Annotated in this window: 10 protein-coding genes; 6 read left to right on the forward strand and 4 right to left on the reverse strand. The window is 70.5% G+C overall.

What is annotated here, in order from left to right:
- Positions 1 to 4: 4 nt before the first annotated feature.
- Together ACIBTS_RS06910 and ACIBTS_RS06915 are read left to right on the forward strand one after the other, a co-directional pair.
- A complete protein-coding gene (locus ACIBTS_RS06910) occupies positions 5 to 2,521 on the forward strand; it encodes a phosphoribosyltransferase (RefSeq protein WP_399317116.1) in 2,517 nt (838 codons plus the stop codon).
- A complete protein-coding gene (locus ACIBTS_RS06915; RefSeq protein WP_319673427.1) occupies positions 2,521 to 3,321 on the forward strand; it encodes an HAD family hydrolase in 801 nt (266 codons plus the stop codon). Before ACIBTS_RS06910 ends, ACIBTS_RS06915 begins: the two co-directional genes overlap by 1 nt.
- Positions 3,322 to 3,342: 21 nt before the next feature.
- Here the strand turns inward: ACIBTS_RS06915 and ACIBTS_RS06920 are convergent, their stop codons facing one another.
- Positions 3,343 to 3,567 carry a zinc ribbon domain-containing protein gene (locus tag ACIBTS_RS06920; RefSeq protein ID WP_079662631.1) on the reverse strand — a complete coding sequence of 75 codons (225 nt, stop codon included), beginning with the start codon at positions 3,565 to 3,567 and terminating at the stop codon, positions 3,343 to 3,345.
- A gap of 285 nt (positions 3,568 to 3,852) precedes the next feature.
- Between ACIBTS_RS06920 and ACIBTS_RS06925 the strand changes: the two genes are divergently transcribed.
- The 3 genes from ACIBTS_RS06925 (at position 3,853) to ACIBTS_RS06935 (ending at position 8,699) form a co-directional block, all read left to right on the forward strand.
- On the forward strand, positions 3,853 to 6,069 hold the full coding sequence (locus tag ACIBTS_RS06925; protein ID WP_399317216.1) for a transglycosylase domain-containing protein: 2,217 nt from the start codon (positions 3,853 to 3,855) through the stop codon (positions 6,067 to 6,069).
- Positions 6,070 to 6,119: 50 nt separating this feature from the next.
- Positions 6,120 to 7,400, forward strand: a complete 1,281-nt coding sequence (locus ACIBTS_RS06930; RefSeq protein ID WP_399317119.1) for a hypothetical protein — start codon at positions 6,120 to 6,122, stop codon at positions 7,398 to 7,400.
- A 123-nt stretch (positions 7,401 to 7,523) separates the two neighbouring features.
- Complete coding sequence (locus ACIBTS_RS06935; protein ID WP_399317121.1) at positions 7,524 to 8,699, forward strand: amidase domain-containing protein; 1,176 nt, start codon at positions 7,524 to 7,526, stop codon at positions 8,697 to 8,699.
- A 21-nt stretch (positions 8,700 to 8,720) separates the two neighbouring features.
- Here ACIBTS_RS06935 and ACIBTS_RS06940 read toward each other — a convergent pair whose 3' ends face one another.
- Positions 8,721 to 9,224, reverse strand: coding sequence for a DUF4383 domain-containing protein (locus tag ACIBTS_RS06940; protein WP_399317122.1), 504 nt, complete (start codon positions 9,222 to 9,224; stop codon positions 8,721 to 8,723).
- Between the two features lie 116 nt (positions 9,225 to 9,340).
- Positions 9,341 to 10,735, reverse strand: coding sequence for a hypothetical protein (locus tag ACIBTS_RS06945; protein WP_399317124.1), 1,395 nt, complete (start codon positions 10,733 to 10,735; stop codon positions 9,341 to 9,343).
- A gap of 95 nt (positions 10,736 to 10,830) precedes the next feature.
- On the opposite strand from ACIBTS_RS06945, the gene ACIBTS_RS06950 reads away from it, so the two are divergent.
- Entirely contained in the window at positions 10,831 to 11,415 is a 585-nt protein-coding gene (locus tag ACIBTS_RS06950; RefSeq protein WP_399317217.1) for an RNA-guided endonuclease InsQ/TnpB family protein, read from the forward strand.
- On the opposite strand, the gene ACIBTS_RS06955 is transcribed toward ACIBTS_RS06950, so the two are convergent.
- Complete coding sequence (locus ACIBTS_RS06955; protein ID WP_399317125.1) at positions 11,399 to 12,202, reverse strand: DUF4097 family beta strand repeat-containing protein; 804 nt, start codon at positions 12,200 to 12,202, stop codon at positions 11,399 to 11,401. The two genes, ACIBTS_RS06950 and ACIBTS_RS06955, sit on opposite strands and share 17 nt — an antisense overlap.
- Positions 12,203 to 12,268 lie beyond the last annotated feature (66 nt).

Below are 12,268 nucleotides of genomic sequence, written 5' to 3' on the forward strand. Positions count from 1 at the left end.
ACGCATGAACAACGCAGCGAACAACGGGGACGACCGCGACCGCCAGGACCGCCAGGACACCCGGGAGCGCCGGGACAACTGGGTCTGGTCCGGCACGTGGGTCGCCGAGCGGCTCGGGGTCGAGCTCGTGGGCGACGACACGCTGACGGACATGCTGGGGCTGGCTCTGCGCCGCAACCCCAAGCGGGCGCACCTGCTGGTGTCCAACGTGCTGGGCAAGCACGTCCCGCAGTCCCCGTCCGTCGTGCACGGCCACGGGTTCGCCCTCGGTCGGCGGGTGCGCGAGCTGCTCGGCGCCGAGGAGGCGGCCGAGGCGGTCGTCCTGGGCTACGCGGAGACCGCTACCGGCCTCGGCCACTCCGTCGCCGACGGTCTCGGCACCGCCCCCTACCTGCACTCCACCCGCCGTCCGGTGGCGGGCGTCGCGGCGGCGGGCGGCTTCGAGGAGTCCCACTCCCACGCCACGTCCCACCTCCTCCTGCCGGAGGACCCGGCCCTGCTGGCCGGGGGCGGGCCGCTGGTCCTGGTCGACGACGAGTTCTCGACCGGCAGCACGGTCCTGAACACCATCCGTGATCTTCACGAGCGCTACCCGCGCGGACGATACGTCGTCGTCGCCCTGGTAGACATGCGCTCGGCCATCGACGCCGGACGCCTGGACGACTTCGCTCGCGAGATCGGCACCCGCGTCGACCTGGTCGCGGCGGCCTCCGGGACCGTACGGCTGCCGGAGAGGGTGCTGGAGAAGGGGCAGGAGCTGGTCGCTCGCCATGAGCGGCTCGCGGTGCCCCCACAGCGGTCCTCGCGCGGCCGTATCGACCGCGTCGACCTCCTCTGGCCCCGCGGCCTCCCGGACGGCGGTCGGCACGGCTTCACGCCCTGGCACAGGGGCCGGCTGGAGGGGGCGCTGCCCGCGATGGCCGCGCGGCTCGCCGAGGCGATACCCGAGGGGGCCGGGCGCGTGCATGTACTCGGCTTCGAGGAGCTGATGTACGCGCCGCTGCGGCTGGCGCGGGAGCTGGAGCAGGTGGTGACCGCCGAGGTGCGCTACTCCACCACCACCCGCTCGCCCGTACTCGCGGTCGACGACCCCGGGTACGCGATCCGCAGCCGAATCGTTTTCCCCGCGCACGACGACCCCGCTGACGGCCCCGGCGAGCGCTATGCCTATAACGTCGCGGGCGGCGGCTTCGACGCCGTGATCGCGATCGTCGACTCGGTCGCCGACACGCCTGACCTGCACGCCCCCGACGGCCTCTTGGCCCAGCTCGCTGCGCACACCCCGCACGTGATCCTCGCGGTCGTACCGTCGTACGTCCCCGAGCCGCTGTCCGCAGCCGCCCTGTCGGAAGAGAGACCCGCCATGCTGCCCGAGCCCCTTCGCGGCCCCGCCTTCTCCTCGTACGCGCCCGAGGAGGTCGGCTGGCTGCTCCAGGACCTCTCGGACGTGACGCTGGAGGCGCCGACCGAGGAGCGGGAGGAGGCCATCCAGAGCGGCGGCGCGCACTACGCCGAGTCGCTGCCCGTCGAGTACCAGCCCAGCGAGCAGTACCAGGAGCTGTTCCACGCGGCCCTGGAGACCTCCGCGGCGCGGCTCGCGCAGGCCGTGGGCGTCGTCACGGAGACCGTGATCGCCGAGCGGTCGCCGCGGCCCGTCCTGGTCTCGCTCGCCCGCGCCGGCACCCCGATCGGTGTGCTGATGCGGCGCTGGGCGCGGTTCCGGCACGGGCTCGACGTGCCGCACTACGCTGTGTCCATCGTGCGCGGCCGGGGCATCGACGCCAACGCGCTGCGCTGGCTGGCCGCCCATCACGACCCGCGGGACGTCGTCTTCGTCGACGGCTGGACCGGCAAGGGCGCGATCACCCGGGAACTGGCCGCGGCGATCGAGGAGTTCGAGGCGGGCGGTGGCGCGGCCGGCTTCGACGCGGAGATCGCGGTGCTGGCCGACCCGGGCTCGTGCGTGCGGACGTACGGCACCCGGGAGGACTTCCTGATCCCGTCCGCCTGTCTGAACTCGACCGTGTCGGGGCTGATCTCACGGACCGTCCTGCGCGCCGACCTTGTCGGCCCGGACGACTTCCACGGCGCGAAGTTCTACCGTGAGCTCGCCGGCGCGGACGTCTCGGTGGCCTTCCTGGACGCCGTCGCCGCCCGCTTCCCGGAGGTCGCGGACGCCGTCGACGGCGCGGCGAAGGAGCTCCTGGCCAGTGACCGCACGCCGAGCTGGGAGGGCTGGGCCGCCGTCGAGCGGATCAGCGAGGAGTACGGCATCCACGACGTGAACCTGGTCAAGCCCGGCGTCGGCGAGACCACCCGGGTGCTGCTGCGCCGGGTGCCCTGGAAGATCCTCGCGCGGGCCGGGGCGGGCGCCGACCTGGACCACGTGCGGCTGCTCGCCGGGCAGCGCGGGGTGCCCGTCGAGGAGGTCGACGATCTGCCGTACACCTGCGTGGGGCTGATCCACCCGCAGTTCACGCGCGGGGCGACCGGCGCCGACGGCAGGGCGGTGACGGTCTGATGCCGGTTCTGGTGGCGAGCGACCTCGACCGTACGCTCATCTACTCGGCGGCCGCCCTGGCGCTGACCATGCCGGACGCCCGCGCGCCGCGCCTGCTGTGCGTGGAGGTCCACGAGGCGAGGCCGCTGTCGTTCATGACCGAGACGGCGGCGCAGCTGCTCACCGACCTCGGTGACACGGCGGTGTTCGTGCCGACGACGACCCGGACGCGCAAGCAGTACCAGCGCATCAACCTTCCCGGCCCGCAGCCGACGTACGCGATCTGCGCGAACGGCGGTCATCTGCTGGTCGACGGGGCGACCGACCAGGACTGGCACGGGTCCGTGCTCGCCCGGCTGGCCGACGAGTGCGCGCCGCTCGCCGAGGTGCAGGAGTACCTGACGAAGACGGCGGACCCGCTCTGGCTGCGCAAACAGCGCATCGCCGAGGACCTGTTCGCCTACCTCGTCGTCGAACGCGAGCTGCTGCCCGAGGAGTGGGTGAAGGAGCTCGCGGCCTGGGCGGAGAACCGCGGCTGGACCGTGTCGCTGCAGGGCCGCAAGATCTACGCCGTGCCGAAGCCGCTGACCAAGAGCGCGGCCGTGCGCGAGGTGGCCCGCCGCACCGGCGCCGAACTGACGCTGGCCGCGGGCGACTCGCTGCTCGACGCCGACCTGCTGCTGGCCGCCGACCGGGGCTGGCGCCCGGGGCACGGTGAACTGGCCGACGCGGCCTGGACGGCCCCGGCGATCACCGCCCTGCCCGAGCGGGGCGTGCTGGCCGGCGAGCGCATCCTGCGGGAGTTTCTGAAGAACTCCTGAGAATGCGCCCTGGGCCGGCCGTCAGCCGCAGCAGCCGCCGCCGCAACAACCGCCTCCGCCTCCGCCCCCGCCGCCCGCTCCGGGCGCGGGGGCGGAGGCGGTGCCGCCCACGGCCACGGTTGAGAGAAGCTTCACTGTGTCGTCATGACCTGCGGGGCAGGACGCGGGATCGGCGGACCGGGCCATCGGCCGACTCAGTTCGAAGGTGTCGCCGCAGGTCCGGCAGCGGTACTCGTAGCGAGGCATGGCCCCAGATTAGGGCCTTATGCTCGGACGGGGCGTCAGCAGTTTGACCGTTGTTCACTTCTGTCGTTTTCTTATGTGGAGAAATTGCGAAGGGCGCTGGTAATTTGAGAGCGCCGCATGAACTCCGAGGTCGGAAGGGTTCACGGTTTGCGGCCGCGTCAACGGCAACCATGTCAGGCCCTCGTAAGTCTGTACGTCTGCCTGCGAGCAATACGGAGTGCGGGAGGGAGACGCGTCGTGACCCAGGCGGGGCAGGGGGAGGAGCCCCAGGAGCCAGATGCCACCATGCAGTTGAAGGTCCCTGCCTCTTTCCGGGCGGACGAGACCATGCAACTGCGGGTATCGGATATACCGGCCTTGCCGGACATATCCGAGGGGGGTGGTGAAGGCGGCGACGACAAGAAAGCACGTTCGTCGAAAAACCGGCGGAAAGCCCCCCGTCCTTCCTTGTTTGCCCGAATATCCGCGGCTCTGGGTCCCCGGCTGACCCCGCTTCTCGCGGCACTGGCCCCGTATGTGGCTCGTGTCACGCCGTACGCCCGCAAGCTGCGCCCGCAGTACCCGCGCCCGGGCCGTACCGGCTGGCGGCGCTGGATACCCTCCTGGCGGCAGTGGCTCGGCGGCTTCCTCGCGTCGATGGGCCTGAGCAGCCTGCTGCTGGTCGTCGCCTACGCGGCCACCGACATACCGGACAACATCAACTCGTACGCCACCCAGCAGGACAACGTGTACTTCTGGGCCGACGGGACGCCGATGGCCCGCACCGGCTGGGTGCAGCGGCAGGCGATGCCGCTGAAGGACATCCCCGAGGACGTCCGCTGGGCGGTGCTCGCCGCGGAGAACGCGAGCTTCTACAGCGACCCCGGCATCTCCTTCAAGGGCATCAGCCGCGCCCTGTTCCGCACGATCGGCCAGGGCGACACCCAGGGCGGCTCCACGATCACCCAGCAGTACGTGAAGAACGTCTACCTGAACCAGAACCAGACGGTCAGCCGCAAGTTCACCGAGGCGATGATCGCCCTCAAGCTCGACAACCAGATGAGCAAGGACGACATCCTCGAGGGCTACCTCAACACCAGCTGGTTCGGCCGCGGCACCTACGGCATCCAGCGCGCCGCCCAGGCCTACTACGGCAAGGACGTCGGCGAACTCAACGCCAGCGAGGCCGCGTTCCTCGCCTCCCTGCTCAAGGGCGCGGGCCTGTACGACCCGACCCTGAACCCCGCCAACCGCGGCCGCGCCGTGGAGCGTTGGTCGTGGACCCTGGACCGGATGGTCGAGATCGGCAAGCTGTCGAAGGCCGAGCGCGCCAAGTACACCAAGTTCCCCGAGCCGCTCAAGGCCAACCCGCTGTACGACACCGGCGAGCAGAGCGACTACCTGGTCGAACTCGCCTCCCAGTACGCCAAGAAGGCCGGGAACATCTCCGACAAGGACTTCGACCTGGGCGGCTACCAGATCTACACGACCTTCGACAAGAAGCGCGAGACCCAGCTCACCGACGCCGTCACCAAGGCCCGCAAGCAGGCCCAGAAGGACGACCCGAAGAGCGCCGCGACCGCGCACTACGGCGCCTCCTCGGTGGCCGCCGACGGCCGGATCCTCGCCGTCTACGGCGGCCCCGATCACCGGACGCAGGGCTACAACGAGTCCAACGCCACCACCGTGTCCGCCGGGTCGGCCTTCCAGCCGTTCGTGTACGCGGCCGGCCTGGAGCACGGCACCCACAAGACCCGCGACGGGGAGACCACCGAGATCACCGGCGACTCGCTCTACGACGGCGACAACAAGGTGCTGCTGACCACCCCCGAGGGCTACTACTGGGACCGCAACGGCAAGCGGGTCGTCTCCGAGAACGACGGCGGCAAGTCCTACGGGCAGATCTCCCTGCACCGGGCCCTGGCCCGGTCGGTGAACACGCCGTTCATGCAGCTCGGCATGGACACCGGCCTGGACGTGGTGCGCTCCACCGCCGAGAAGTCCGGGCTGCTGTCCTCCAGCTTCGGGGCTCAGGTGCCCGCCCTGTCCACGGGCAGCGCCACGCCCAGCGCGATCCGCATGGCGAGCGGCTACTCCACCTTCGCCGCGGGCGGCAAGCACACCGAGCCGTACTCGGTGCGCATGATCACCAAGAACGGCACCAAGGTCGGCCTGGAGACCCCGGCCACCGACCGCGCGTTCGGCGCCGACGTGGCCGAGGAGGTCAACTCCGCGCTCGCGGACTCCTTCAGCCTCGCCCACCCCGACGACGTGCCCTCCTCGCAGCTGCAGGCCGCCCGGTCCGGCTCGCTCGGCCGGGTGACCGGGAAGGCGGGCACCACCCAGGACGACACCGCCGCCTGGTACGTCGGCTCGGCCAAGGCCGTGTCCACCGCCGTCGTCGTCTACCGCATCGACCTCGCCAAGAGCCTCGAACCGCTTCCTCTGAAGGGCATCGCCGGCACGACCGACGACAGCGTTCCGTACGGCATCTGGTCAGGTGCCATGAGCCCGCTCGGCTGACCACCGACCCCGGGCACCCGCGCCCCCGAATCCGGAGAAATGATCCGCACATGAAGTCACCGTCGGGCCGCCGCCGCAAGGCCCCGGCAGCCACGCGCCGCCCCGCCGCCACCCACCCGGGGTTCCTGACACTGGCGGCGCTCCTCGTCGTCGCGTCCCTGATGGCCGGCTACCTGGTGCTCCACCGCACGGACGACACCCAGCCGACGGCGTCCTCGGGGGACAGCAAAAAGGCGTCGTCGGAGGCCACCAAGGAGCCGGCGTGGGACGGCAAGACCCACGTCCTGGGGGACGGCTCCACCTCGTACACCGGGCCGCAGACGGGCCAGTTGAAGCCGGTCCCGCTCAAGCCCGGTGAGAAGCCACCGCAGTTCGTCGTCTTCTCCTGGGACGGCGCGCTGATGGGCGACGACGGCCTCTTCGAGCACTACCGGAAGCTGGGCGAGAAGTACAACGCCGACATGACCTTCTTCCTCACCGGCATCTACCTGCTGCCCAAGAGCAAGAAGGACCTGTACTCCCCGCCGCAGCACCCCAGGGGCTCGGCCGCGATCAGCTACCCCACCGACGACCACATCCGCACCACCCTGGAGCAGCTCTCCGAGGCCTGGAAGGAGGGCAACGAGATCGGCACCCACTTCAACGGCCACTTCTGCGGCGCCAAGGGCGGCAAGGACTGGAGCGTCGCGGAGTGGAAGAGCGAGATCGACCAGTTCTACAAGTTCGTGGAGAACTGGAAGACCAACACCGGCTACAAGGACATCCCCCCGCTGCCCTTCGACTTCAAGAAGGAGGTCACCGGCGGCCGGGCGCCCTGCCTGGAGGGCCAGCCGAACCTCCTGAAGGCCGCCAAGGGCTACGGCTGGCGTTACGACGCGTCCAACCCGGGCGGCTTCCAGATCTGGCCGACGAAGAAGAACGGCCTCTGGGACTTCCCGCTCCAGGCGCTCCCGAACGGCGACGTCCAGTCCCTGTCCATGGACTTCAACTTCCTGGCCAACCAGTCCGACGGCCAGCCCGACGGCGACCCCGCCAAGTACACGCAGTGGGAGCAGGAGACCCTCGACTCCTACATGGCCGGCTTCAACCGGGTGTACTACGGCAGCCGGGCCCCGCTGTTCATCGGCAACCACTTCGAGCAGTGGAACGGCGGCATCTACATGAAGGCCGTCGACCAGGTCATCGAGAACGTGTGCACCAAGAAGGACGTCAAGTGCGTGTCCTTCAGGGAGTTGGCCGACTGGATGGACGTGCAGTCGCCCGCGACGCTGGAGCGGATGCGCACCCTGGACCCGGCGCAGAATCCGGACTGGTCGACCGTCGTGAAGTGACGGCCGGATCCCGGGTACGGCGTAACCAAACCTCAACCGCAACCCTCTTCACACGAGCTGCACATGTCATGCAAAGATGCCCCTGCCCGGCATCCCCCCGCCGGGTCAAGAGGGGAAACATCAGTGAAGTCAAGGAAATTGAGCGGGACGCGCCGCCGCGTCACGATACTCGGGGCAGCGGCGACCTCGGTCGTCGCCGGAGTCGCGCTGCTGCCCAACTGGTCCGCCGGCGCCGCGGTCGTCGACGACCCCACGGTCGACGCCAAGACCAAGGCCACCTTCCAGCGGCTGGCGGACGCGGTCTTCACCGACCGTACCGACGCCCTCGTCACCGGCGCTCAGGGCGACCGCGAGCAGCCGCTGACCAACGGCTTCTCCGGTGGCGTCAAGCTGTCCTCCGGCACCGCCCGCAGCGAGGGCGCCACGCTGTCCTCCCTGGGGCAGCGCAAGGACAAGCTCGCGAAGACCGGCGAGAAGTACAGCAAGGCCGCCACCACCGTCACCCTGAACGCCACGCGCGTGACGGGCCGCACGGCCAAGGCCGCGGTCACCGAGACGACGACCCTGACCTACGCGCAGGCCCGCGGAGACGCACCGAAGACCACCGGGTTCCAGGCCAGGCACGAGCTGACGTTCAAGGCCGACCGGCAGGGCAACTGGCAGCTCACCGGCATCACGGACACCGACCAGGGTGGCCTCGCCGTGAACACGCTGTCCAAGCCGACGTCCGTCAAGGTGAACACCGCGGCCGACGACAACCCGATGCCGAACGCCGCGCGCGCGGCGACCAGCTGGAACCCGCCCGCTGTCCCGAAGACCGGCACCGCGTACGACTACAAGGCCATGGCGGCCTACGCCGAGAAGTACTGGAACGTCTACAACAAGGACTACCCGGACTTCAACAACCACACCGCCGGCGGCGACTGCACCAACTTCGTCAGCCAGTCCCTGAAGGCGGGCGGCTGGAAGCACGTGCCCGGCTACGTGTACGACTACACCAAGTGGTTCGGCAACGCCGACATCCAGTCGGACTCGTTCGTCGGCGTCAACGAGTGGTCCTGGTTCGCCCAGAACTCCAAGCGGACCACCCCGCTCGCCAACGTCTACCAGCTCGAGGTCGGCGACGTCCTCCAGATGGACTTCGACCGGGACGGGTCCAAGGACCACACGATGATCGTCACGGCGAAGAGCAACGGCATCCCGTACGTGACGTACCACTCGAACAACACCTTCCGCCGGTCGGTCGCGAGCCTCGTCGCGTCGTACCCGAACGCGTACTACTACGCCTACCGCACCTGATCCGGCCGGCCCGTCGCTCCGTCACTCCTCGGGATGACGGGCCCGCCAGTACGGGTTGTCGTGCGGCAGGGCGGATCCCACCCTGCCGTACATCCCGAAGACCATCAGCAGGATCCCGATCACGAAGCTGAGCATGCAGTTCTGGATCTTGAAGGCCAGGAAGTTGTAGTCCGTCTCCAGCAGCGCCATGTTCAGGAAGCCGCTGAGGATGAACAGGACGCCGAGGGTCATGTTCAGCGTCGACGCGAAGTTCCCGCCGATCACCATGCCCACGAAGAGCAGCAGCCCGACCCCGATCGACAGCCAGCTCAGCGCGCCGTCGGTGTTCAGGCTCCACACCTCGTCCCCGCCGGTGTCGAAGAAGCCGATCTTGTCGATGACCCCGAAGATCCCGAAGACGACGAGACCCAGACCCATCAGCCCGGCGCCGATCCGGTAGACCAGGTTCAGGCGATGGTCGACGGGCAGGTGGTCGTCGAGTCTGATCCGCCGCCCGGACCGGCCGTGCTGTACGTGTGTGGCCATCTCCGCCTCCCTGGGGGTGGACGTGCCGACGGGGGCCGTACGTACCTCTCAATATCCGCCCGCCGCCCGCCGAGGGCAATGTCGGAGCGTCCGGGACGTCCACGGCGGCCAAGGTGTCAGTGCCCGGTGCCGCGCTCCTCGCGGATCCGGGCCACCGTGTCCGCCACCGCCCGCCGCACCCCCTCCGTCTCGGTCAGGAAGTGCCAGTAGTCGGGGTGCCGGCCCTCCAGCGTGGCGATCGCCCGCTCCAGCCGGGCCACCGAGTCGTCCAGCGGGCGCGCATGCCGCGGATCGGGCGTGTTGCGGCCCGACATGGCCAGCCGCTGCGCGTCCCGGATCGCGAACCGGGTCCGGTCGATCTCCGCCTGCGGATCCTTCTGCACGGCGTTCAGCCTGCTCAGCCGGTCACCGGCCGCCGACACCGCCTCGTCCGTGCCGTTCAGCAGCGCCCGCACCGTCGACAGCAGCGCGGTGGCGTCCGCCCAGCGCTGGGCGTCCCGCGCGGCCTGCGCCTCCTTCAGCTTCGCCTCCGCCTGCCGGACGTTCTCCCCGGCCTGCTCGGGGACGTGCTGGAGGTCCTGCCAGCAGGCCGCCGAGAACCGCCGCCGCAGCTCGCTCAGGATCGGCTCCACCTGCCCCGAGCGGGTCTCCAGCGCCTGCGCGCGCGTACGCAGCGACACCAGCCGGTGGTCGATCTCGGCGGCCCGCTCCGGCAGCCGCTCCGCCTCCACACGGACCGCCTCGGCCTCCCGCGACACCCGCTCCGCCCGCTCCAAGGTCTGCGGCACCCCGTGCTGCCCCGCGCCCTGGTTCAGCATCGTCAGCTCGGGCGCGAGCGCCGCCAGCCGCGCCGCGAGATCGTCCGCCCGCAGACCGCTCTCCCGTACGGCGTCCAGCGCCTGGGACGCGGCCAGCAGCGCCTGCCGGGCCCGCTCCACGGCGGGTGCGAGCCGGGCCAGCTGCGTCTCGGCCTTGCCGAGCAGCGGGCCCAGCCCGTCGGCGAACCGGTCCAGCTCCTGCTTGACGCGCCCCAACTCGTCCTTCGCGCGGGTCAGCTCGGCGCGCGCCCGGGCGGCCACTGACGCCTCCAGGTCGTCCCGGTCGAGATCGTGGGCGTCGACGGCGTTGATGTACTGGCTGCTGGCCTCGTCGATGCGCCGGCCGACGGCCTCGAAGTCGGAGACCGCGCGCCGGGCGGCCGGTGTGTCGTCCACCGCCATGATCGTCTCGATGGAGATCCGCAGGTCGCGCTGGGCGGTGTCCAGTTCGTAGAACGCGGCCGCCGCGGCGTCCTTCGCGGCCTGCGCCTCGGCCCGCTGACCTTCCGCCCGCCCGCCGAACCAGCGCCGGGTGCCGCCGCCGGCGAACGCGGCGGGCAGCGCGAGGGCGACCACGAGAGGAAGGGCGACCAGCGTGACGGTGTCCTGGAGCGCTGAACGCAACGCTTTTCGCACGGGACGCCGTGCACGCGGCACCAACGGCGAGTACGGCTGCGCTGGTGTCGCCGTCACATCCCTCTCCCGTACTGTGATCCGCCCTGCCCGGTCCCATTCTCCCACCTGGCTTTCGGGGAGGGGGCCCGGTCCTTCAAAGCCGGGGTGAATGCCTGCTCCCGCGGAGTGGGGCAGGCGTCGCCGGGTCGTCGTCGGGGCGCAAGCACCAGCGGCGTGCCGCCCGCGCGCCGAAAGGCAGCGAAGCCAAGGCGGCCGGGCACGCAAGGGTGGCCAGGCTCAAGGCGCGGGAGGCGAACCGACGCAAGGACTGGTGCGAGAAGACCAGCACCATGCTCGCCCGCTCCTACGACCTGATCCGCTTCGAGAAGCTGAACATCAAGAACATGACCCGCTCCGCGAAGGGAACCGTGGAGCAGCCCGGCAAGAACGTGGCGCAGAAGTCGGGCCTCAACCGGTCCATCCTCGCCCAGGGCTGGGGCCTGCTCCGGCAGCGCACCGGGCACAAGGCCCCCGGCCGGGTCGAGGACGTACCCGCCCCGTACACCAGTCTGCGGTGCAGTGCCTGCGGGTGGATCGACAAGAACTCGCGCAAGAGCCAAGCCGACTTCGTCTGTTCGTCCTGCGGCTTCACCTGCAACGCGGACACCAACGCAAGCCACAACGTCGCGGCAGGACAGGGCGGAATCCCCCGCCCCCGGCAGCGACGAACACTCGGGCCCGTTAGTTCGCGTTCTTGACGGTGACTTCGCCGTCGGCGGTGCGCGCGTCCACGACATGCGCGCTGGACTCGTCGCGCGGCACGGACACATGCACCCCGCCGTCGTCGGTCTTCGTGGTCACCCGGTACGTCGCCGCGGGCAGCGCGATCGTCACCGAGCCGTCGTCGCTGACCGACTCCACCCGGTCCGGTACGGCGCTCAGGGTCAGGTGCACCGAGCCGTCCTTGGTGTGGGCGTTCACCGTGCGCGAGGCGACCTCGGCGCGTACGGAGCCGTCGTCGCTGCGCAGCTCCAGCGGCCCGCTGGAGTCGGTGACGCGTACGGAGCCGTCCTTGGTGCGCACGCTCAGCGCGTCCCGGAAGCCCTGCGCCCGCACGCTGCCGTCGTCGCTGTCGATCTTCACGGCGACGCCCCGGGGCACCACGACGCGGTGCTTGGCGGCGCAGTCGGCGACCAGGCCGGAGCAGTGCATGCGCAGCGTCAGCCGGTCGTCCTTCATCGACCAGGTCACCTTCGGGCCGCTGCCGACGGTGACCGACCCCTGGAACCACCGGGTGACGTCGACCGTGCCCGCCTTGGCCGTGTCCGAGGCGACGATCTCGAGCGCCGAGTCGTCGGAGTCGATCGTGAGCGTGCGGCCCTGCAGGCCGAAGGACCGGTGGTCGGGATGCTCGTCGTCGTCGGCGGAGGCACAGGCGGTCGCTCCCGCGGCGAGGACCACGACGACGGCGGCGAGCGCCCCACGGGTCGAACGGCGCGTTCGGGTCGTGCGGGTCGTGCGGGTCGTGCGGGTCCTGCGGGCCATGTCGGTCTCCCCCTGGGCTGCTGCCTGACGTTGCACTGATGCGTACTGATGCGCACTGACGACCGT

The organism is Streptomyces sp. NPDC050121 (assembly GCF_044460385.1).
Taxonomy (GTDB): domain Bacteria; phylum Actinomycetota; class Actinomycetes; order Streptomycetales; family Streptomycetaceae; genus Streptomyces; species Streptomyces soliscabiei.

Coding starts and splice junctions, on each gene's coding strand:
- ACIBTS_RS06910 (WP_399317116.1), top strand. CDS start 5: ATGAACAACGCAGCGAACAACGGGGACGACCGCGACCGCCAGGACCGC.
- ACIBTS_RS06915 (WP_319673427.1), top strand. CDS start 2,521: ATGCCGGTTCTGGTGGCGAGCGACCTCGACCGTACGCTCATCTACTCG.
- ACIBTS_RS06920 (WP_079662631.1), bottom strand. CDS start 3,567: ATGCCTCGCTACGAGTACCGCTGCCGGACCTGCGGCGACACCTTCGAA.
- ACIBTS_RS06925 (WP_399317216.1), top strand. CDS start 3,853: ATGCAGTTGAAGGTCCCTGCCTCTTTCCGGGCGGACGAGACCATGCAA.
- ACIBTS_RS06930 (WP_399317119.1), top strand. CDS start 6,120: ATGAAGTCACCGTCGGGCCGCCGCCGCAAGGCCCCGGCAGCCACGCGC.
- ACIBTS_RS06940 (WP_399317122.1), bottom strand. CDS start 9,224: ATGGCCACACACGTACAGCACGGCCGGTCCGGGCGGCGGATCAGACTC.
- ACIBTS_RS06955 (WP_399317125.1), bottom strand. CDS start 12,202: ATGGCCCGCAGGACCCGCACGACCCGCACGACCCGCACGACCCGAACG.